Genomic DNA, 23871 nt, shown 5'->3' with positions numbered 1-23871 from the left:
ATACGTTTAAACACCATATTTTGTTTCATGTATTAAATATGCTATGTAAAGTTTTGATAAAGAATGGGCTCACTCCACAGCTTTCTTACGCCAATAATGCCTTTAAAGATTTCTTTTTCCAAACAACATGATGATAAGTAGCTTGCACAAGTAGATTGACCATAAACGCTACAGGATACGCAATCCAAATTCCTGTAATACCAAGTTCGGTATAATGCGACAAGAAATAGGCAGTCGGTACCTCAATTAGCCAAATACTCGCAATCATAAAGACAGTTGGCCACAAAACCGTGCCTGTTGCGCGCATGGTTGCAGACAAAGCTTGCATATGACCAAACAGTACATAACCCCAAAACGAAATAAATACAAGACTTTTTGCCATTTCAATAGCTACATCATTTGTTAAAAATATTTTTAATATAGGTTCAGCAAAGAGATAAACAATTACTATGAGTCCGCCACCAAGTAGATAATTTAACTTAACCCCAAGTTTTGTTATCTGTTGGATAGTAGCAGTTTTTCCAGCGCCAATGGCTTGGGCAACAAATACGGAAATCGCAATGGAAATACTCATTGCCGGAATTTGTATATAGCTTACAAGTTGATTGACAATACCGTACGCTGCAGTAGCATTGGAACCATAATCGTTGACAAATGTAATGACAGCTATTTCCGACATAGCGATTGCCACCATATTAATACTTGTAGGAATGGCTAATGTCAAAAGTTTTTTTACTATCGGACCTTTAAAATAGAGATTTCGCAAAATTGTACGATCAGGTTTTAACACATGCTTTGTTGTGTATAAGTACGCTATAAGGAATACAAAGGTTATGAAGTTGGCGAATACAGCAGCATATGCGGCACCATTTAACCCGAACGCAGGTAATCCTAGCCATCCAAACATAAGAAGCGGCAACAATGTGATATTTAAAACCGTATTCAAAACTAATGCGTACAAGGGCGTTTTGGAATCTCCAACCCCCCTCAGAAAAGTGGTATATGTCATATACATAAAAGTAATGGGTAACGACACAAACAAAATTCTAGCGTACTCTATACTTTCTTGTAGTATATTCTCGGGTGTTCCCATCCATCTCAAAATATTAGCTGTAAACATGCTACCAAGTATGGCAACAAAGGCTGAAGCAAGCATTGTAAAGGCTAGCGTTACGCCAACTACTTCTTTCATTTTGGATATCTTGCCCCCACCATACGTTTGCCCAATCAGAATTGAGCTTCCTGAGCCAATGCCAACGGCAAAGGATATAAGAAAAAATAATATTGGAAAAAATGCCGAAATGGCTGCGAGTGCATCAACGCCTAGTGTTTGACCAACAACAATAATCCCAAAGACCTGACCCAATGATTGTAAAACACTGGCGAAAATGACAGGAATCAAAAAAGCAATCATTGGATTAGCTTTCAACCTATCTAAACTTCCATTATTTCTCTTCATTTTCATAACCTCCTAATACATATTGAATTTCTATAATTTTAGAAAAACAATTCTTTTTTAATCCATTCAGTGAATTAGTAGAGCCCACTAATAAAGCTCGGTTCAAGCTCTTACCAAAATGGGGTGCTCAACTTCTTAAACGCTTCGACTAAAAATAAGAAAGACTAAACACAAACAAAATATTATAATGTTTGTTTATTTACAAACATAATAATACAACGTTTATATTCAGTCAATGACATATTTTTAAAAATGCAATTTAACGTATCCGTGGAATCTGTGCTTTTCACAGCACAGATAAATACGTCCTGTGGAGATAACTGTTAAGAGTGATTCAAAAAAGGAGAATTTTATGAGGAAACCATCTGAAGAGTAGCGTTAGCTATGAAAAAATAGGTTTTTAGAAAATTTAGGCAACGAAGAAACTGGATGAATACTACTGACGTTGCGCATAACTACAACGCAACAACGAAGAAGAACAGCATAAAACAAAAAAATGTCCTAAAAGAAAAATCATACTTTTAGGACATCTTTTTATTCATGGATTATCATTCATTATTATATTGTATATCCAATTTTCGAGGTATTTCTGGTATATCGTTTGAGATGACATCTGTTTCCGTTAAAGCTAAGATATGTAACAGATATTTTTCTTTTGCCTCAAAAGGTATTTCTTTGTTTTCCATTTTATTATTCATTTGACTTCGAGCAAGTAAGCCGTTCTTCGATAAATCAATGGCCATGATGTTGTTGATTGTTTCTGTAAGCATTTCTTGATCCTTAGCACGTAGTGGAAGTTTGTCATCCATTAAAAACGGCTGTATTGTCTCTTTTATATAACCCTGTGCTTCAATTAAACATGAAAATTCATTTAATTTGTCAGCATATAATTTTAACTGACGCTTTTCTTTAGCACGTTGATTATTGAGCTCTTGTACTTTTTGCTCTATACGCGCCAAACGCTTTTTTGCTAAATCCATCAAATAGCTTTGTATCGAATAGATTGCCTGAAGCATTGATGCTTCCGCTTCCTGTACCTTATCAAATTGTGCAATGCACACCACTTGCTGTTCATTTAACTTATTGACACGCTCCTTAAAAAATTCATTTTGTGTATGATGGCCAAAAATAGCTTTCATCAGCCCTTTTCCATGAATTTTTTTATGCTGTGCATCCAACCGTTCATATTCACGCATGTATTCACTATGCATATTTCGATATTCACGTAACATTTGTTGATAGTTAATAGCCTTTTCCGTAAAGTTTTCTACTATGTCATCTTGTAAATAATCATTTTGCGAGATAGTTTGCAACAGTTGATACAGTGTTTGAGCTTTTTTAAAGACATTTGCAACCTGTTCATACTCTTGTTCATATTCTTGTACAATTGCTAAATCACGTTGGTAACGTGAAAATTCATATTGTGTATCGCCGGCGTATTTTTCAATGTTTTCTACAGCAGATTGGAATGGATCACGTTGTGGAATAACCGTCAGTTCGAAGCGGAATCGCTCCAGCCATTGCAAGAAGCGAATTAAAATGGCGTACGTTTTCTTATCACTATTTACAGCAATACGATGAATTTGTGCAATCAGATTATCGTATTGGCTCTTTTGCCATAACTCTTCATTTTGAGTTTGTTTTGCTTCAAGAGCATCCGTGGCAGAAACTGCGATGAAATCACTCATTAATTGTCCGATACGTTCTTTCTCAGCCAACACAAATGCCTCGGAGTTATCATTTGTGTCAATGCCATTAATCACACAAAGAGGTTCGACCCCTTTATTTTTTAATGTATCAATTAATAAGACCTCTGCATCGATAGCCTTTGAGCCCGAACGTAAAACCCAAAAAATTTCGTCGACCCGGTTGATAAGTGACTCGGAGAAGTAGGCCATTTCTCCACTTCCTGCTTCTAATGAAACAGAATCAATAATTGTGACAGATTTCAATAAATCATTCTTCAGATAGACTTCTAAATAATCTAGATGCTCGCGTAAAATTTGTGATGCAAATGTATCTCCGGTTGTGAGTAACTCTAATTTACTCATATCAAATACCGCCACCACGCCATCTAAGAAATACGCCTTTACTTCCTCTTGCTCGCCGTATCGCAAAAATGTATTAACGCCTGTAGGATTTTTATCATTTACAGGTAAAACAGAGCGACCAAGAAGACCATTCACAAGTGTTGTTTTCCCGACACGCTCCTTGCCAACAATTAGTAGCATTGTTTGGTTGTTAGCATCTTGGATGATTCGGTTTAAGTGTTTAGCCGTATCTTTTACATATGTATTTTGTACAATAATGCCATGCAGTTGACGCAAACGATCTACAAGCTGTGGCAAAATATTATTCGCTGAGGCTGTATATTCAAGTGGAATATTGTCAAAATTCGTCATCCCCAAAACCTCTTTTCCTATATATCTATAGTTCCATTATAAATGAAACTAATATAATTCCTATACATTGTACTAGGGAGAGATAACAAAAAAGGATATTGTACTTATTTGCAGTTGTCACAAATAGTAATTATTACTTATGATATATGACCGTCTTCCTCAATAACTATTCCCTATCCAGATATAAAGAAATAATATTAATAATATAATTTTGGTAATGCAATCACACTCGTATCTAACTATGCAGGGAGCTGTACAAAGCCTTATCTTAAAAACTTGTTAGATCGGGACTAATACTCTTTATTCTTCACAGCCACTCATGCGTGCATAGACGGCTCCAAGAGTTGGCATGCCACCTTGTGCGCCAAATTTTTCAATTGATAAGGACGCTGCTATATTCGCAAAATATACTGCCTCATCCAACGATTGACCCTCTACCAATGCATGTGCTAATGCACCATTAAACGTATCTCCAGCACCTGTAGTATCCACCACTTTTGTCATATAGCCTGGGATATGAATAGGATATTCCCCATCAAAAAAACGCGCACCATCACTACCCAGTGTGATGATTAACTTATTTGGATATCTTTTCAGTACCTCGTCAAAGTCATCACCAAATAACAATAAACATTCTGATTCATTTGGCGTCATATACGTAATTTCCTCCATCCATCGCATGTCAAAATTCGCCGCTGGTGCGGGATTAAACAATACTGGCACATTCGCTTCTTTACATAATTTTAATGCATAATCCGTCGTCTCTTTCGGAATTTCAAGTTGCATGATTACCATCTGACTTTGCTGAATGACCTCCTTTGCAGCCTCTATGTGTACGGGACTCAATTCATAATTTGCACCTGGTACCACAATGATACGATTATCGTCATTGTATAATAGAATATTGGCAATGCCAGTGGGTACTGAAGCTGTTGTTATTGTGTCTGTATGAATATGCTCTTGTTGTAAAACGTTACGTAAAGTATCACCAAAGCTATCTGTACCCACACACCCTATCATATTTACCTGACTTCCTAATCGCGCCGCCGCAACTGCCTGATTAGCCCCTTTGCCACCTGGGATTGTTTGAAATTGTTCTCCAAGCACTGTTTCACCCTGCTTTGGAAAAACATCCATTTTTACTGCTAAATCCATATTTAAACTACCAATAACAGTGATCATATTTCTACCTCTTTCCTCGAAAGTTTGTAAGCATCTTGATAAGCAACGGTCTAAAAATACTTACGTTGTTCAACCAGTAAGCCAAAGTATAATAAACATATGATTATTTAAATGTAAATTTATTTTTTTCTAGAGTGATTGCTTCATCTGAAGTTTTTATAATAATATCAAAATGCTGGCTGTATGGCTGCATAAAGACCTCATACTGAATACGACGTTCTTCGTGTGACTGCCTTAAATAATTAATATCCATTCCCCTTTCAACAATATCACGACTCGATCTTCTCATAAATTCTGTTTCACCATCGGTATAGAAATAAATTTTCAAATCAAATAAAGCTGGATTCACAAATGCAACACTCATCCCTTCTACAATCGATACGCTTTTTTGTGACGAAAGTAACTCGCTTTTCATATAATGTGTATCGATTGTATATAGATTTAAACCATCTCTAAGCATCCGAATATCTCTTTCTAAAGAAGGTAAATGATGCGCGGATGGATGGCAAGCTGTCATTTTATAACGATGATTTTCATTTTGGTATGTATAGTCGATTATTGCTTGATTTCTTATGTTTGAACTAACAATATAAGGATCTGTATTCATGTAATTCACTTGTTGTTGATTTAGTTGGTCTACGAGCCTATTGGCAAATGTTGTTTTCCCAGCTGCACCAAGTCCTGAAATGCCAATAACTATCCGTTCATCCATTGTTTTGAGCCAAGTTGTTATTTCTTGTAATAATGTATCCATTTCTCTCCTCCTTTACGTATATAATAAGCTTATTTTTATGAATTGAGTACTAAAAAAAGCGCACAATCTTTATAGATTGTACACTTTCTAACAAAGAAAGAAGCCATCTCAAATGTTTCCTGAGACGACTCCCTTTGCTATTAGTACGCTACACGTTGTGCTTCATATGCAGCAATTTGTGCTTCATATTTAATAGTTAGAGCAATTTCATCCCAGCCATTCAATAACGTTTCTTTATAATAAGAATCGATGTTAAAGCTATAAACCTGACCATCTTCGCCTGTTACTGTTTGTGCTGCGAGATTTACTGCCATGCTATAAGGTTTTGCTAAACCTTTTGCTAATATTTCATCACACTGTGCTTCTGTTAGTTTGATAGGCAATATGCCATTTTTGAAGCAGTTATTATGAAAAATATCTGCAAATGATGGTGCAATGACTACATTAAATCCATAGTCTAAGATGGCCCATGGTGCATGTTCACGAGAAGAACCACAGCCAAAGTTATCTTGCGCCACTAATATTTTAGAGTCTTTAAATTGTGGTTGATTTAATACGAAGTCTTTGTTTTCATTTCCTTGTGCATCGAAGCGCCAGTGGTAAAATAAAAACTGACCAAAACCTGTGCGCTCAATCCGCTTTAAAAACTCTTTTGAAATAATTTGGTCTGTATCTACATTTTTACGATCTAGTGGTGTAATGACACTAGTTACGATATTAATTGGTTCCATTTTCAATCATCCTTTCCGTGTGAATGGCCCTTACACCGTTTCCTTTACGAATTCGCGTACATCCACGAAATGACCCGCAATCGCTGCAGCCGCTGCCATCTGTGGTGATACTAAATGTGTTCTCGCACCTGTACCTTGACGTCCTTCGAAGTTACGGTTTGATGTTGATGCACAGCGTTCACCGGCAGGTACAACATCATCATTCATGGCTAAGCACATTGAACAGCCTGATTCACGCCATTCAAAACCAGCTTCTGTAAAGATTTTATCTAATCCTTCCGCCTCTGCTTGCTTTTTCGTTGAATGAGATCCCGGTACAACGATGGCTGTTACATTTCCATGTACTTTTCGTCCTTGAATGATACTTGCTGCTGCACGTAAATCACTTAAACGTGAGTTTGTGCATGAACCAATAAATACGTGTTGGATATCGATTGAAGTTAGTGGTTGCCCTTCTTCTAAGCCCATATAAGCAAGTGCTTTGCGAAGTGCAGCCTGATCCGACTCATCCTGATAATCTGCTTGCATTGGCACATTTTTAGAAACACCTGAGCCCATCGAAGGGTTTGTTCCCCACGTGATAATTGGCTCGATTTCTTCAGCTTTGATAATGCGCACTTCATCATACGTTGCGTCGACATCAGATGCTAGACTTAACCAGTAAGTGGATGCTTCTTCAAATTTCTCGCCCTGTGGTGCATAGCGACGACCTCGAATGTAGTCAACGGTAATTTGGTCAGGCGACACAAGGCCTGCCTTTGCCCCTGCTTCAATGGACATGTTACAAATTGTCATACGTTCTTCCATTGATAGTTTGTGGATTGCCTCTCCAGTGAACTCCACAATATAGCCTGTGCCAACGCCGATGCCAAATTTAGAGATAATCGCTAAAATAATATCTTTTGCAGCAACGCCCACAGGTAGCTCTCCTTCTACACGAATTTCCATCGTTTTCGGCTTGTTTTGCCACAATGTTTGTGTAGACATTACATGTTCTACCTCTGATGTACCAATACCGAATGCGATGGCACCAAAAGCACCATGAGTAGAAGTATGGGAATCACCGCAAACAATTGTTTTACCAGGCTGTGTTAACCCTAGCTCTGGTCCAATGACGTGTACAATCCCTTGGTCGGGGTGCCCCATACCTGCAAGCTCAATACCAAATTCAGCAGCATTTTTTGCTAATGTCTCAATTTGGTTGCGTGCAATCGGATCATTGATAGTTGGTAAATTTTTTGTAGGTACATTGTGATCCATCGTTGCAAAGCTTAAATCAGGACGACGCACTTTACGACCGTTCATGCGTAGACCTTCGAAAGCTTGCGGAGAAGTTACTTCATGAATTAAATGAAGATCAATATATAACAGGTCCGGTTTGCCCTCTTCCTGATAAACAACATGTTTATCCCAAATCTTTTCAATTATATTTTTGCCCATTGTCTTCACCTATTTCTTAAATGTATGTTGTCATAATACTTTCTGATACAAAGCTAGTATCAATCTCATTAATCACCTTATCTGTCCATTCATTGGTAGATAACGTGCGACCACCGTCACGTGCAAGGTCCGCAGTGAAATATCCATCATCAAATACAGCACTTACTGCTCGTTCGATTTCTGCTGCTTCCTCTATTAGACCAAATGAGTATTGTAGCATCATAGCCACAGAAAGAATTGTTGCGGCTGGGTTTGCTACGCCTTGGCCAGCAATCTCAGGTGCTGAACCATGAACAGGTTCGTATAGTCCAAAATTATCACCACGGATGGAAGCTGATGGTAATACGCCAAGTGAACCTGTAATAACGGAAGCTTCATCACTTAAAATATCTCCAAACATATTTTCAGTGACAACAACATCATAGTGACCTGGATTTGTAATCAATTTCATAGCCACAGAATCCACTAAGTTATGCTCTACTTGCACATCCGGATATTCTTTTTTCTTCGCTTCTACAACTTCACGCCATAAGCGACTTGTTTCAAGTACGTTTGCTTTATCGACAGAGCATAATTTGCCTCCACGTAAACGTGCTAATTCAAAGGCATTTTCAACAATACGTTCAACTTCTGCTGTTGAATAAACTGTTGTATCAATTGCGCCATTTTCAGTACGCATACGTGGTTCCCCGAAGTATACGCCGCCTGTTAGTTCACGTACGATCATTAAATCTACGTTTTCGGCTACTTCACGTTTCAATGGTGAAGCATCTAGTAAACTCGGGAACGCCTTTACTGGACGTAAATTTGCGAATAAATCAAAGTACTTGCGAATACGTAATAATCCTTTTTCAGGGCGTAACTCAGGTGGGTTATTATCCCATTTTGGACCACCTACAGCCCCAAGCAAAATGGCATCACTTCCTTCACACATTTCAATTGTTTCATCTGGTAGTGGGTTATTGTGTTGGTCGATGGCAGCGCCTCCGATTGTTGCATAGCCTAAATGGAATGTATGGTTGAAACGCTTGCCAATTACTTGTAATACACGTACAGCAGAAGCCACAACCTCTGGTCCAATTCCGTCACCAGGAAGTACTGTAATTTTTTTCTCCATCGTAAAAACACCTTTCTTTATATAGTGTAAGTGCCTATCAAGGTTACGCTATTTTAGTAAAGACTCTCACCTACTTTTTGCAGATGAGAGACCTTTTTGTTTTGTAAAACAAGTACAATTAAATCACTTGTAGTGCACGAAGGCTTACTTGAATTAAATGACGGTTAATGGCATTTAAATAAGCTTTCGCAGATGCTTCTAACACATCTTGTGATGAGTTTCGACCAGTCGTTGAAACACCATCGTAACGAATATTAATAACAGCTTCACCCAGTGCATCACGGCCCTTACCGACAGATTTCACACGGTAGTCGATCACATTAATGGCTCCTGGAACGAGCTGTTCAAGCGTATTGAAAATAGCTTCCACTGAACCAGATCCAGTAGCCACAACATTTTTCACATTACCTTCTGGCGTAACAACTGTTGCTGTCGCAGTTGGAATATTTTCTGTTCCATATTGTACTTGAACCATTTTCAATTCAAATAAAGGCACATCCTCAATTTGCACTTGTTGCTCTGTCAGAAGTGTTAGTAAATCTTCTTCTGTAATCTCTTTTTTGCGATCTGCAAGCTTTTTAAATTCAGCAAATGCTTTATTTAGCTTGTCATCTGAAAGATTAAAGCCCATTGTTTCCGCACGGTCACGGAAGGCAGCACGTCCTGAATGTTTGCCGAGAACAAGAGGGACTTCCCCCTCACCAATAAGTGCTGGTGAAATAATTTCGTACGTTTCAGGATTTTTTAGCACGCCATCTTGGTGAATACCTGATTCGTGGGCAAATGCATTTTTCCCAACAATTGCTTTATTCGGTTGAATAACCACATTTGTTAATTTGCTTACTAATTGAGAGGTACGTTTAATCTCTTGTAAATGAATGCCCGTTTCCACAGGATATATATCTTTCCGAATATGAAGGGCAACCGCGATTTCTTCCAGTGCAACGTTGCCAGCCCGCTCACCGATACCATTAATCGTACCTTCTACTTGCGTAGCACCATTTTCGATGGCAGCGATGGTATTAGCAGTCGCCATGCCTAAATCGTCATGGCAGTGTGCAGAAAATTTAACATTTTCAGCGCCTTTCACATTCTCGAGCAGGAATTTAAACAATGCTCCATATTCCTGAGGAGATGCATAGCCAACTGTGTCAGGCACGTTGATTGTAGTGGCACCGGCCGCAACGACTTTATTCATAATACGAACTAAAAATTCACGATCTGAACGGAATGCATCTTCTGCAGACCATTGTACAAGTGGGAAGAATTTTTTGGCATATTTCACAGCTTCCACTGCTTGCTCCACCACTTGATGTGGTGATTTCTTTAACTTGTACTCCATATGAATGGGCGATGTTGCTAAAAAAATATGAATATGTGGTTGCTCTGCTAGCTTAATCGCTTCCCATGTTGTATCAATATCTTTTTGCACACAGCGTGCTAGTCCTGTCACGATGGAATTTTTGACAGTACCTGCAATACGGTTAACTGCATCGAAATCACCAGGTGATGAAGCAGGAAAACCTGCTTCAATAATTGTGACCCCTAAACGTTCGAGTTGCTTGGCAATTTCAATCTTCTCAGCGGTATTTAAGTTAATACCAGCAGATTGCTCGCCGTCGCGAAGTGTTGTATCAAAAATATCAATTTTTCGCACTAACGCTCACTTCTCTCACTACTTTTTCTTTTCCTTCGTTGATGAATGGCATCATAGCACGTAGCTTAGTACCAACTTCTTCGATTTGGTGGTTGGCACCAGCTTCTTTGAATTTCGTGTAGTCAGGACGACCGTTTTCATTTTCTTGAATCCAACGACGCGCGAATGTACCATCTTGAATGTCAGTTAATACATCTTTCATACGCGCTTTTACTGAATCGTCGATGATGCGTGGACCTGCAACATAGTCACCCCACTCAGCTGTATCGGATACAGAATAACGCATTGTAGCCATACCACCTTCGAACATTAGGTCAACAATTAGTTTTAATTCGTGTAATGTCTCGAAGTAAGCAAGTTCTGGTTGGTAGCCAGCTTCTACTAGTGTTTCAAAACCAGCTTTTACTAATTGTGTTGCTCCACCACAAAGAACTGCTTGCTCACCGAATAAATCAGTTTCAGTTTCCTCTTTGAATGTTGTTTCAAGTAAACCACCGCGAGAAGCGCCGATACCTTTACCATAAGCAAGTGCTAAATCTTTTGCTTGACCAGTTGCATCTTGATGGATTGCAAATAGACCTGGTACGCCAGCACCTTGTTGGAATTGACGACGAACTAAGTGGCCTGGACCCTTCGGTGCAACTAAGAATACGTCTACATCAGCTGGTGGTGTAATTTGGCCGAAATGAATATTGAAACCATGCGCAAACATCAGTGCTTTACCAGCTTCTAGGTATGGTGCGATTTCAGCTTCATAAACTGCTTTTTGACGCTCATCTGGCAGTAAGATTTGGATAACATCCGCTTCTTGTGCAGCCTCAGCTACAGTTTTTACGTCTACTCCATCAGCTTTTGCTGCATCGAAAGAACCGCCTGGACGAACACCTACTACTACATCGAAACCTGATTCTTTAAGATTTAGTGCATGTGCATGACCTTGTGAACCGTAACCGATGATAGCGATTTTTTTACCTTTTAATACGTCCTCGTTGATGTTTTGTTCATAGTACATTGTAGTCATTGTTTGTTTCCTCCTAAGTTTGGGTTTGTTTTTTGGTCCAGCTTTAGACATGTGCCACTTATCTGTGGAAACACACATCCAAAACTTTCATTTTATATGCAAACTATTTTAAAATAGAGAGCTGCGTATGCGTAATTTTTTGTGTTTCACGAACCGATGCTGTGGCACCCGTACGTGTTAACTCTTTAATGCCATATGGGCGAATTAACTCGATGAAAGCATCAATTTTTTCAGGATGCCCTACCACTTGATAGGTAACAACGTTTTTCGCTGTATCAATTATTTGTGGTCGGAACGGCTCAACAATCGAGTTCATTTCAAGTCGTAAATTTGGTGGTGAAATAACCTTCACAAGTGCAAGCTCACGAAGCACGATGGCTTTATCTGTAATGTCATTAACCTTTAACACGTCAATTTGCTTCGATAATTGCTTGACAAGTTGTTCAATTTTGCTTTCGTCTTCTACATGTACAACAAATGTCATTTTTGAGAAGTTTGGCTGTTCAGTATGACCAACTGTAATCGATTCAATATTGAATTGACGTTTCATAAGTAAGCCCGTTACACGATTTAGTACACCGCTTTGGTTAATCACCGTTACTGTAATTACTCGTTTCACTTCTTTTTCACCCCAATCATTTCATGTAAGCCTTTGCCTGGTGCAACCATTGGATAGACGCACTCAAGCTGTTTTACGCGACAATCGATTAATGCTGGCTCATCAGAAAGAAGAGCTTCACGGAAGATACTTTCTGCTTCGTCAATTGTGTTAATAAGATAGCCTTTAATGCCATATGCATCCGCTAACTTCACAAAATCCGGTTGAATCGGCATAAGTGAAGATGAATAACGTTCCTCATAGAAGGTTTCTTGCCACTGACGTACCATCCCTAGGCAACTGTTATTTAAAATCACAATTTTTACTGGTAAGTTGAATTCTTTTAATAGCGAGAGTTCTTGCGCAGTCATTTGGAAACCTGCATCTCCTACAATTGCAACAACTTTTTTGTCTGGCTTCGCAAATTGGGCGCCAATTGCAGCTGGGAAGCCGAAGCCCATCGTACCTAGTCCACCAGACGTTACCCATCCATGATCATTGTTTAAGCGATAATATTGAGCAGCCCACATTTGGTGCTGACCAACGTCTGTTGTAACAATCGCTTCACCTTCCGTAATTCGATGCACAAGCTCTAGTGCTTCTTGCGGTAACACTTCTGTATCACTTGCTGCTTTGGAATACCAAAGTGGATTTTCGTTGGCATGATTTTCTAATAAGTTCAACCAATCAGCTGTATCTGGTCCTTCAAAATCTTTTTTCAATAATGATTTTAATGCTTCCTTGGCATCAGCTACGATTGGAATATCTGTCGGAACGTTTTTGCCAATTTCAGCAGGGTCGATATCGATGTGGATAATCGTTGCATTTGGCGCAAATGTTGCTAAGTTACCCGTTAAACGATCATCAAAACGCGCACCAATATTTAGGAGTAAATCCGATTTTGTAATAGCAATATTAGCCGTCGCTGTACCATGCATGCCTGCCATACCGATAAATAATTCATGCTCCCCGTGGAATGATCCAAGACCCAGTAATGTATTGGTTACCGGGATACGATATTTTTCAGCAAAAGTCGTTAATTCTTCACGGGCATCAGCAAAAAGTACACCTGCCCCAGCTAAGATAACCGGCTTCTTTGCTAAAGAAATTGCTTGAATTGCCTTTTGAACTTGCAAATAATTCGGTTTGTAAGTTGGTTGGTAGCCAGGTAAATAAATTTCTTCCGGTGCTTTAGGTGGGTTTTCCACATCAAATAGCATTTGAGAGACATTTTTCGGGAAGTCAACAACTACCGGACCTTTCCGTCCTGTATTCGCAATATGGAATGCTTCTTGGACGATACGTGGAATGTCATTTACATCTTGCACTTGATAGTTGTGTTTGGTAATTGGTGTCGTAATCCCCATAATGTCAGCTTCTTGAAAGGCATCGGTACCAATAACTGAAGTGGCCACTTGACCTGTGAAAATAACAAGTGGAATGGAATCAATCATCGCATCGGCAATACCAGTTACCAAGTTCGTGGCTCCAGGTCCACTTGTGGCAATCACAACACCTGGTTTATTGGATACACGCGCATACCCTTCTGCTGCATGAATTGCGCCTTGTTCATGTCTTGTTAAAATATGGCGAATTGGATTTTTGTACATCGCATCATAAATTTGAAGTACTGCACCACCAGGATAGCCAAAAATAATCTCGACACCCTGATCATGCAACGACTGTACTAAAACGTCTGCACCATCTTTCGGTTGAAAAGTTTTTTTAGCTTCAGCTTCTGCTTCTGCTGTTGTTACTAATTCTTCTTTTTCATTGATAGAAACATTCGCACTCATCAAAATAAGCCTCCTTCAAGTAGTTAAAATAGCGAAAAACTATTTTAATATCGTGAAAAATAATAAAAAGCCCTTTTCTCCACACGCAAAGAACTACCTTACGTAGGGATGAAAAAGACTTTTCATGGTACCACCCTTGTTTATAGCAATAAAATTGCTACCTCGCGAATAAAAGAAAGCATTTATGAACCCATGCAAGTAAACTTACATCCAATACGGTGTCATAAACCATTTATTCATTAATAACGAGCACTTCGATTATGCCCGGAGCTATCTAATGGCGAACACGCGTTTAATAGCTCACTCCGAGGGGATGTCGGATTTAGTTGTATCGCCGGCTTCCAGCACGACCGGCTCTCTGGTAGATACAAGGCTCTAAACCCTTTAACCTCATCAACGTTTTTACATATATATTTTTAAATCTTCATGACGCCACCTGTCGAGGCGCTTGTGACTAATTTCGAATATCTTGCTAACCAGCCACGTTTGATTTTTGGTTCAAATACTGGCAATTTTTCAAGACGTTCAGCTAATACTTCCTCTGAAACTTCTAAGTTAATCGTGCGATTTGGTAGATCAATTGTAATGATGTCACCATTCTCCACTAAAGCGATTGGACCGCCCTCTGCTGCTTCTGGTGAAATATGACCAATTGAAATACCGCGAGATGCACCTGAGAAACGTCCGTCGGTAATCAATGCAACCTTAGTTCCTAAACCACGACCTTGAATAGCAGACGTTGGTGCAAGCATTTCAGGCATCCCCGGGCCACCTTTAGGTCCTTCATAGCGAATGACGACTACATGGCCTTCCTTTACTGTGCCGTTATCAATATTTTCTTGCGCTGCCTCTTGTGAATCAAAAACAATTGCTTCACCCTTAAACACTTTAATAGAAGGATCTACAGCACCTACTTTGATTACAGAACCATTTGGTGCGATATTACCGAATAATACCGATAAACCACCAACTGGGCTATACGGGTTATCTTTTGTACGAATAACTTGATCATTAGTAATGTGATAATCCTTTACAAGTTCACCCATCGTTACACCTGCAACAGTTGGACGATTTGGATGAATTGCGCCAGGAATGGATACTAATTCGTTTATAATGGCACTCACGCCACCAGCTTTATTAATATCATCCATTGAAATATCCGAAGCAGGCATAATTTTCGCTAAATATGGTACACGCTCTGCAACTTTATTAATATCTTCGATGTTATAGTCTATTTCTGCTTCATTTGCGATTGCTAATGTATGAAGCACAGTGTTTGTAGAACCGCCCATCGCCATATCAAGTGCAAATGCATCATCGATTGCTTCTTTTGTAATGATGTCACGTGGCTTAATGTCTTCTTCAATCATACGGACTAATTGTTTTGCAGCTTCTTTAATAAGCTTATGACGCTCATCAGATGTTGCTACGATTGTACCGTTACCTGGAAGCGCTACGCCTAGCATTTCCATCAAGCAGTTCATGGAATTTGCAGTAAACATTCCTGAACATGATCCGCATGTTGGACACGCATTGTTTTCAATATCTAACAGCTCTTCTGATGTCATTTTGCCTGATTTGTGAGCTCCTACACCTTCAAACACAGATGTTAGAGAAAGTTGTTTTCCTGTAGCAGATGTACCAGCCTCCATTGGACCGCCTGATACAAAAATCGACGGTACGTTTGTACGAACTGCTGCCATTAACATTCCTGGTGTGATTTTGTCACAGTTTGGAATGTAGAATACGCCATCAAACCAGTGTGCATTAATAACTGTCTCAGCAGAATCTGCGATTATTTCACGACTCGGTAAGGAATAACGCATACCAATATGTCCCATTGCAATTCCATCATCTACACCAATCGTATTAAATTCGAACGGAATTCCGCCCGCTTCGATTATGGCTTCTTTGACAACATCAGCAAATGTACGTAAATGAACGTGACCTGGAATAATGTCGATATAAGAGTTACAAACCCCAATAAATGGTTTGCCTAAATCTTTTGCTTTTACTTTGCCTGTTGCATATAAAAGACTTCGATGTGGCGCACGATCTACGCCTACTTTAATCATGTCACTTCTCATTTTAAACGCCCCTCATTTATTGCTATCCATTGCTATGTTCGTTGCTATATACAAAATGTTCTGTCTATTTTGTTTTTGTGTGTAAGTTAATTGCAGTAAATGCAACTAACTACTGTAACGAACGTATTAAATTGTTGTTATCATAGTACGAATAAGAGGGCCACGTCAACAGTATTTTTTGAATTGTTTAAACAATTCAAATACTCCATAAAATTTGAAATCGTTTTCATGCTGATTAAGCATCACTTTTATCTCGCTTTGATAAATATTTTGACATTTCGTTCAAATTTAAATTTTTTTATAATAAACAATATTTACATAGTTTAAATTTGAAAAACGTTCTAATATTTTTGCTATTTTCTTAGACTATCTTGCTACTCAGCGCGTAAAATTTCTAATTTCAATTAAATACCAAATTTTACAAAACGAATAATTTTTTTAGATAACCTGTGAAAAAAACATCATCTGGATCGTACAGGGCTCGGACTTCTAAGAACTTATCAATAGCTGGATACAAGCCATGCACATGTTCAGCTGTTAAATGACTTTGTTTTCCCCAATGCGGTCTACCTTTATATTTTTGCATCAATGTATGCACCCATTTAAAATAAGGCTCTTCTGACATTCCTTTATACATGTGGAATGCGATAAAAGCCGATTCTTGCCCTTGTGTTGGACTTAAATATCCCGCTTCACCCGCAGTTGTGCGACATTCTAATGGAAAATGGAAGTTTAGATGACCTTTTTTAAATGTCTCATGAATTTCTTCCATACATGCTTCAAATTGTGTTAAGGGAATGGCGTATTCACTTTCTTGGAACTTTACACTACGTGGCGAAGGATAAATTTCATAGCTTATCCCAACTTTTTCACCCTCAATAACATTTGCTGCAGCCAATCTACTCATCGCACCACTTAATGATGGCTTCCATTTGCACAGCTCTGAAATAGCAAAGAACGCACCATTTTCAACTATTTGAAGCTTTAATGTTTCCACACGCTTACTCCATTCACTTTGATAGACAGGTGCCATGGCATTCATACGCTTTACCTGAATCGTTTCACTACTAGGGAAATAAAACCACTCCACATGCCGATGCTGGCGAATATCCTCACGATATGTCGCAAGTCCTTTCGTGAATGTCTCCCGTGTTCCGACATAATGTAAGCTATAAAGAGGCATCACTTGCATCGTTACTTTTACAAGTACACCCAGCATCCCTAGTGATACGTGAATTGCCTCAGATAATGCATCTGTTCCCCTTAGGTGCTCTCTGTAAGTACCAGTGCCATCTACAAAGCCCCATGCCGTTACAGTGGACGATAAAGAACCTAGCGTAACACCTGTTCCGTGTGTACCAGTAGATATCGCACCGGCAATTGTTTGCTCTTGAATATCGCCCATATTCATTAATGCAAAGCCATGTTTTGCAAGCAGTGGTCCCATTTCATATAAATAAGTTCCAGCCCAAAATGTTGCCTCTTGCTTTTCTGAGTTGACAGCTATTAGACCGCGCATGTTATGTAAAGAAAGTGCAATATGCTCCGGCATCGCAACAGCGCTAAAAGAATGAGCCGCCCCTGTTACACGTATTGTTTTTGTCGTATCTCGCGCATGACTTACCACGTTTACCACCTCTTCGATAGAACGAGGTAAATACATCTCGCTTGGGTAAGAAATGATATTGCCAGCCCAATTCGTCCACTTTTCACCATTTTTCCATTTGCCTACAGAAAACATTGTCCTTCCCCCCTATATGTTGCATAAGTTCCTATATACTTGTCCTCTCTTATGACATGCAATACTAAGAATCGTTCACAAAGCTCACCTGCTTTCGCATGTCGAAAATACATGGTGTCCCCTATATTTACTGTTTTTCCTTTTATCTTTACTGGTGTTTGAACTTCTCCTGCACCTTCTAAGTTTAGAAATGAAAAATAGTTTGGTTCATAAAACGTTGGCAAGCGGTCCGCAGCAATTGCACCAGAAGCCGTATACCCACCACCATGACAGACCACAATATTTTTTTGAGGTTTTCGAGTTACTCTCAGCGCAAACCCTGCTGCCTTTGAGAGCTGTAAATGTGTAAACTGATCGAAAAGTGCTGGTGCATAAAATGCTGAACCAACCGTAATTTCCGTCACTTCTTTTTGTTGAGCAGTATATGTCATACTGCCTGAACCACCACCATTCACAAAACACAGATGAGGAAAATAGGCTTTTATATGAGCAATTGCTAGTCTACGAAACTGGGTTACTTGCTTTTTCGCTTGCTTCTGCATGGCTTCTATTATTTTTCCTTTCACAGCATTAGTCGGTCGATTACCGACTCCAGCTATTTGAGCTTCATAGCCCATAGCGCCAACAACGTCAATATACGATAGATTTTTTATAAATTGTAAAAATGGGGTGATGGACTCCAACGAATGAAGGGATGACCGTTTCGTACCAAAATAAAGGACCTTAAAATCATTCGACAAATTGATATCAATACAAATCGGCACACGTACATCAAGCTCTGCACCTAGTTTCTCCAAAAACGCAACATGTTCTTGTTTATCCACCATAAACGTGACAGTCTTGCCCTCTTTCACGAACTGTAACAATTGACGAACAGCTAATTCCTCCATTACTGGATAGCCAAGCAATAAATCATCAAATTGGTGTTCTAGTAAAAAAATCGTTTCTGCCGCTGTAAATGTCATAAAACCTCCAATATTTGAGAGGTTGTGTTGTATATAACGTAGCACCTCTAATGAACGAATCGATTTAGTCGCAATACGAATTTTTTTCTGTCCACATGCTTGCTGCACAGTCGCTATATTGTCATCCAGTGCATCTAAGTCCAGCCAGGCAAATGGACATTCTAGGCGATGAAACACACGTTCAAATCTCCTTGTCATCCTATCACTCCTTTATATGTTCTATGTATTTGATTTTCACAAGAAAAATTCCTTTTTAATGAAAAATTGTCTAAAAGGCTTACCATACATAGCATTTGTTGCGCACCATTAAACATTCAAATGCATTCTATTGCTATCCATGATTTAAAACATTGAAAATAAAAAAGTTTAGTCAGGACAACAAAAAACAACCGTGGACTACGACGAAATTGCCTTCACGGTTGTTTTAGTATTGGACGAGCATTGAACTCACCTTTCTATTATATTTTTACGAGACTACGAGACAAATAAAAATTCTACTGCTAAGTTTAGCATTACAAGCATATGCAAAGATGCGATTAGAAGTCCTTGACGATCTAAACGTTTCATAACAGCCATATTCATACATATCACCTCGCCTTTTTTCACATTATACTCGCACACAATTCAATTTTCAAACTATTCTTAATATTAAAATATAACTATTTTTCTGACAAACCAATCCAAATATGGCATGATAAAAGTAAATTTACACCAAAAGGAGTGTGTGGAAATTGAAAAAAGCGCTACTTGTAATCGATTATACGCATGATTTTGTAGCAACGGATGGAAAACTAACGTGTGGAGAACCTGGGCAAGCTTTAGACGAAAAAATTTCCGCATTAATTGAACAATTTATTGATGAAAATGAATTCGTTGTTTTTGCGAATGATTTACATGAAGTAAACGATCCTTATCATCCTGAAACTAAACTTTTCCCTCCACATAATATTCGCGGCACGAATGGACGCAATTTATATGGTCAAGTTGGTAAAGTCTATCAAATGCATAAAGAGCAAGTACTTTGGCTCGATAAAACTCGTTATAGTGCCTTTGCTGGTACAAATTTAGCGATTTTATTAAAACAACGTGGCATTGAAGAAATTCATTTAGTGGGTGTTTGTACAGATATTTGTATTTTGCACACAGCTGTTGATGCTTATAATCTTGGTATTTCGACTGTTATTTATGCACAAGGCGTTGCAAGTTTTGATGCGGCAGGTCACGACTGGGCACTGCGTCATTTTGAGCAGACATTAGGTGTAAAAGTCATTAAATAATATAATCCTGAAGGCCATTAACCTTAATTATTTTCGTGAATGAAGAGGAACTAAAATCAAAAAAGTAGCCTATTTATGTTTATTATTCTCCAGAAAGGATATAACTAAGTAATCGCCATTTTATATCTTAAATTTTGAGGAGATGAATAATTATGATAAGTTTCATTTGGTTTTTAATCATCGGAGGAATATTAGGTTGGTTAGCTGGCGTCATTTTAGGTAAAGATGTACCAGGCGGCATCATTGGTAATATTATTGCAGGGATTGTCGGTTCTTGGATTGGTAGTATGGTTCTTGGTAACTGGGGTTGGAAAGTCAGTGATTTTTACGTATTTCCAGCATTAATTGGGGCGATTGTTCTTATCTTTATCGTAAGCATTATTTTAAAAACTATGCGTAAAGCAACGTAATTATGCAAAATAAAGAGCTACCCTTTTTATTTTATTAATAATGAACAGAAAATTAAGACTGAATCCAATATTGGATTCAGTCTTTGTTTTGCTCAAGGGAACTGCCTTTATTATTTCATGAGATGTGTAAACTCCTGTTCATTGCTAGACATATGTTCAGCTAAAGCAAGAGCAGCATTTTTTACGGATGACATAACCATAGTATCGGCTATGAATTTTAAAAAGTGGGCGATGCTAGAGCTAGGCACCCGTTTTTATAGTTGTCACTCTGTATCAATATCTAAAGGTTTAACAACAGCCTCTTCATCTGTCTTATCTTCATGATTAGGTTTTACTCTTTTAATAAAGAAAGCAAGAATAAGTGCTATAACCGCAATCAATGTAGAAATGAAAAAGGTAAAATTAATACCATGTAACATCGCTTCATTCATAATTTGTTGTTGTAATTCAGCTGTAGCCTGTGCTGAAGGTTGAGCTGCATTTGCACCCATATTGGCCATTGCGTCAGCAGCTAATTCCTCTGCTTTTACGGTCGTTCGGTTGTTCATTACGGTAATCAACAACGCGGAACCAATAGCACCAGATACTTGTTGCAGTGTATTGTTCATAGCTGTACCGTGTGGATTATTTATCGCTGGTAGCTGATTCAAACCATTTGTCATTACTGGCATCATGACCATTGACATCCCAAACATACGAAAAGTATACAGCAGCACAAGGGTAGAATAAGCCGTATTCATACCAATTTTGCTAAAGTAATAAGAGGTTACAACGGTAATGGTCAACCCACTCACCGCCAAAATTCTTGCCCCATACTTATCAAAGAGTTTCCCTGTAATGGGCGACATGATCCCCATAACAATCGCTCCCGGAAGCATTAATAAGCCCGATTCCATTGGTGAAATCCCACGAATGGTTTGTACATAGATGGGCATTAAAATCATCGCCGAAAACATGGCGACCGCAATCACGATTGAAATGGCCGATGACAAGGCAAACATTGGATACTTGTAGATACGGAACTCAAGCATGGGATCATCCATCCGTAATTGACGCACTATAAAGCTAATTAAAGCAAGTGCACCAATAATAATCGTACCGTACACGAGTGGGCTATCCCAACCTTTTTCCCCTGCAGAACTAAAGCCATACAACAAACCACCAAATCCTATGCTTGATAAAACGAGAGACATGAAATCAAGCTTAATAGCACGTTGTGGTGTGACATCTTTTAATTTAAAGACTGCAAAAATTAAGGTTACAACGGCAATTGGCAGGACAAGATCAAATAACATTCTCCAACTATAATGCTCAATCAACCATCCAGAAAGAGTCGGTCCAATCGCTGGAGCTGTAATCATCACAAGACCAAACATACCCATTGCTGTCCCTCTTTTTTCGACTGGAAAAGCGGTAAGCATGACATTCATTAATAATGGCATCATAATCGCGGAGCCTGAAGCTTGAATCATTCGTGCCCCTAATAACACACCAAAGGCAGGTGCAATACTGGCCAGGAGTGTTCCCAATGTAAACAATAACATTGCTGTAATAAATAATTTTTTATCAGTAAAGCGCTGAATGAAGAATGCACTCGCGGGTATTAAAATACCGTTAATAAGCATATAACCTGTCGAAAGCCATTGAACCGTAGTTGCATTCACATCGAATTCTTCCATAATAGATGGAAGGGCAACATTTAGTAATGTTTCATTCAATATTGCAACAAAGGCCCCGATAAATAAAATGGCAATCATGCCATATGGTGGTTTTTTTTGCATAGCATTGGTTTTCTCAGACATATAATCAGTCCTACTTTCTATGTTAAAATAAGTGCATTGTTGTAAGGCACCAACCTTGCCGCTGTCAACTGCGCCCAAAACAATGAGAAGCTCCCTCAATCATGACGGATGACTCCGATTTTTGCTTCTGTTGAATGGTTGCTACAATTTGTACAAATTGTTTGTCATGTCGGTACCTTTGCTCAGTACCTGCTGTAAAATCTCGTTTCCAATGCTAAGACTCGTTTTCGTTCCTGCGCTGGGTAGCTCCTTCCTCCAATCTGTTAAAGCTCTCCTGAATGATTTCCATTTCTCTTTTCACTTGTTTTTGCTCCTGTTGAAATACGGCATTCATAGTAAACACTCCTTAAAAAAATAAATATAAGAGTTGACTAACGAATAGATTGTATCGTATAATTAAAGTAGGGATAATACGCGAAATTATAATTATACAATATCTATCTAATAAATTTACCACAAAACATTATTTTTTTCAACGCCTATTTAAGTCGCGTGACAAAAGTTTTTTAAAAAAATTACTAAAGAATAATTACTTTTACACCTTTCATCTTTAGGATAGGGATACATATTAATAGGACCCATAAATAACAACGAATTATATCATAAGCCATATCCCTTAGGCACAAGTAGTTGGCTCAAGTCATGTCGAAAAGCTAGGCAATTCCATTTAACAAAACAAAGACTGAATCCAAAATTGGATTCAGTCTTATTTTCTTCATTAAATATTGACTTTTAATGCTCCGTATTTATAAGAACGGCGGCTTTTAACTCATCATGGTAGTTATTATATAATTTATAATAATGCAAAACGTTTTCAACATACTCGTCACTATGATTATAGTTAAACACGGCACGCTTTACGTCCCCTTTAGCTGCACCGTACTTCGATAAATAATTGGCTGCACTGTACACCGCATCTTCAATATCATATGGGTCTGCTACCCCATCTCCATTCGCATCTACCCCATACCCACCATATTTTTGGATGGCAGCAGGGTTCATTAGTTCAGACTTAGCAATTTCGCCTTTGCCTAACCCAGAGCATGTTGGATGTTTCCAACCTACAAAGGTACAAGGCATAAACTGCATATGCCCTTCTGCCCCAGCTGGAGAAACAAGGGATTTCATAGAGGAGAAGCGCGTTTCGATGCGATGATGTGCCGCCAACAATGTCCATGGCACACCATATTTCTCCTCTGCAGCAATATAGATGGGAATATATTGCTCAGGTATTTTTATATCAAAATTTTGTTGAATTTCTTCTATCGCCTTCTGCTGTGCAAGCTTTTCAAAAATCGGTAATGTTTGTAGTTCTTTCCACGCAAAAAAAGCGAGAACATACACTGTTATTGCAATGGGTACTAATAATGCAATCATCCCCATTTTCACAGCCGGTGATAGCAATGGTTTTTTCTGTTTTTTTTTCGCCATA

General features: G+C 38.7%; 18 protein-coding genes. 2 read left to right on the top strand and 16 right to left on the bottom strand.

The genetic code is table 11. The features are described 5' to 3' along the window. Positions 1 to 85: 85 nt before the first annotated feature. The 14 genes from C9J35_RS07160 to C9J35_RS07095 all read right to left on the bottom strand — a co-directional run bounded on the left by C9J35_RS07160 (position 86) and on the right by C9J35_RS07095 (position 19148). On the bottom strand, positions 86 to 1459 hold the full coding sequence (locus C9J35_RS07160; RefSeq protein WP_107923975.1) for an MATE family efflux transporter: 1374 nt from the start codon (positions 1457 to 1459) through the stop codon (positions 86 to 88). 548 nt (positions 1460 to 2007) lie between these two features. After that, positions 2008 to 3861 carry a dynamin family protein gene (locus tag C9J35_RS07155; protein ID WP_107923974.1) on the bottom strand — a complete coding sequence of 618 codons (1854 nt, stop codon included), beginning with the start codon at positions 3859 to 3861 and terminating at the stop codon, positions 2008 to 2010. Between the two features lie 300 nt (positions 3862 to 4161). After that, complete coding sequence (rbsK, locus tag C9J35_RS07150) at positions 4162 to 5043, bottom strand: ribokinase (RefSeq protein WP_107923973.1); 882 nt, start codon at positions 5041 to 5043, stop codon at positions 4162 to 4164. Between the two features lie 103 nt (positions 5044 to 5146). Further along, the gene (locus C9J35_RS07145) at positions 5147 to 5797 is read right to left on the bottom strand and encodes a uridine kinase family protein (RefSeq protein WP_107923972.1); all 651 of its coding nucleotides are present in this window, start codon (positions 5795 to 5797) and stop codon (positions 5147 to 5149) included. 140 nt (positions 5798 to 5937) lie between these two features. Continuing rightward, positions 5938 to 6528 (bottom strand): 3-isopropylmalate dehydratase small subunit, encoded by a 591-nt coding sequence (gene leuD, locus C9J35_RS07140; RefSeq protein ID WP_107923971.1) that lies wholly within the window; start codon positions 6526 to 6528, stop codon positions 5938 to 5940. A gap of 30 nt (positions 6529 to 6558) precedes the next feature. After that, positions 6559 to 7968, bottom strand: a complete 1410-nt coding sequence (gene leuC / locus C9J35_RS07135) for a 3-isopropylmalate dehydratase large subunit (protein ID WP_107923970.1) — start codon at positions 7966 to 7968, stop codon at positions 6559 to 6561. A gap of 16 nt (positions 7969 to 7984) precedes the next feature. After that, positions 7985 to 9085, bottom strand: a complete 1101-nt coding sequence (gene leuB / locus C9J35_RS07130) for a 3-isopropylmalate dehydrogenase (protein ID WP_107923969.1) — start codon at positions 9083 to 9085, stop codon at positions 7985 to 7987. Between the two features lie 118 nt (positions 9086 to 9203). Beyond that, positions 9204 to 10742, bottom strand: a complete 1539-nt coding sequence (locus tag C9J35_RS07125; protein WP_107923968.1) for a 2-isopropylmalate synthase — start codon at positions 10740 to 10742, stop codon at positions 9204 to 9206. Continuing rightward, positions 10729 to 11763, bottom strand: a complete 1035-nt coding sequence (gene ilvC / locus C9J35_RS07120; protein ID WP_107923967.1) for a ketol-acid reductoisomerase — start codon at positions 11761 to 11763, stop codon at positions 10729 to 10731. Before ilvC ends, C9J35_RS07125 begins: the two co-directional genes overlap by 14 nt. A gap of 103 nt (positions 11764 to 11866) precedes the next feature. Then, complete coding sequence (gene ilvN, locus C9J35_RS07115) at positions 11867 to 12382, bottom strand: acetolactate synthase small subunit (RefSeq protein ID WP_107923966.1); 516 nt, start codon at positions 12380 to 12382, stop codon at positions 11867 to 11869. Beyond that, on the bottom strand, positions 12379 to 14157 hold the full coding sequence (ilvB, locus tag C9J35_RS07110) for a biosynthetic-type acetolactate synthase large subunit (protein ID WP_107923965.1): 1779 nt from the start codon (positions 14155 to 14157) through the stop codon (positions 12379 to 12381). Before ilvB ends, ilvN begins: the two co-directional genes overlap by 4 nt. A gap of 416 nt (positions 14158 to 14573) precedes the next feature. Continuing rightward, positions 14574 to 16244 (bottom strand): dihydroxy-acid dehydratase, encoded by a 1671-nt coding sequence (gene ilvD, locus C9J35_RS07105; protein ID WP_054767519.1) that lies wholly within the window; start codon positions 16242 to 16244, stop codon positions 14574 to 14576. Between the two features lie 418 nt (positions 16245 to 16662). After that, a complete protein-coding gene (locus C9J35_RS07100) occupies positions 16663 to 17985 on the bottom strand; it encodes a D-arabinono-1,4-lactone oxidase (RefSeq protein WP_107923964.1) in 1323 nt (440 codons plus the stop codon). Beyond that, the gene (locus tag C9J35_RS07095) at positions 17973 to 19148 is read right to left on the bottom strand and encodes an amino acid deaminase/aldolase (RefSeq protein WP_107923963.1); all 1176 of its coding nucleotides are present in this window, start codon (positions 19146 to 19148) and stop codon (positions 17973 to 17975) included. Before C9J35_RS07095 ends, C9J35_RS07100 begins: the two co-directional genes overlap by 13 nt. Before the next feature lie 533 nt (positions 19149 to 19681). On the opposite strand from C9J35_RS07095, the gene C9J35_RS07090 reads away from it, so the two are divergent. Continuing rightward, positions 19682 to 20227: a cysteine hydrolase family protein gene (locus C9J35_RS07090; protein ID WP_107923962.1), complete on the top strand. Its 546-nt coding sequence runs from the start codon at positions 19682 to 19684 to the stop codon at positions 20225 to 20227. A 152-nt stretch (positions 20228 to 20379) separates the two neighbouring features. Further along, the gene (locus C9J35_RS07085; RefSeq protein WP_054767518.1) at positions 20380 to 20637 is read left to right on the top strand and encodes a GlsB/YeaQ/YmgE family stress response membrane protein; all 258 of its coding nucleotides are present in this window, start codon (positions 20380 to 20382) and stop codon (positions 20635 to 20637) included. Between the two features lie 263 nt (positions 20638 to 20900). Here the strand turns inward: C9J35_RS07085 and C9J35_RS07080 are convergent, their stop codons facing one another. Continuing rightward, positions 20901 to 22439, bottom strand: a complete 1539-nt coding sequence (locus tag C9J35_RS07080) for a DHA2 family efflux MFS transporter permease subunit (protein WP_107923961.1) — start codon at positions 22437 to 22439, stop codon at positions 20901 to 20903. Positions 22440 to 23171: 732 nt separating this feature from the next. Continuing rightward, positions 23172 to 23870, bottom strand: a complete 699-nt coding sequence (locus tag C9J35_RS07075) for a lytic transglycosylase domain-containing protein (RefSeq protein ID WP_107923960.1) — start codon at positions 23868 to 23870, stop codon at positions 23172 to 23174. Position 23871 lies beyond the last annotated feature (1 nt).

The sequence above is a fragment of the Lysinibacillus parviboronicapiens genome, from assembly GCF_003049575.1.
Classification (GTDB): domain Bacteria; phylum Bacillota; class Bacilli; order Bacillales_A; family Planococcaceae; genus Lysinibacillus; species Lysinibacillus parviboronicapiens.
Note: the sequence above shows the minus strand (reverse complement) of the source record. Positions and strands in the feature narration are given on the sequence as shown.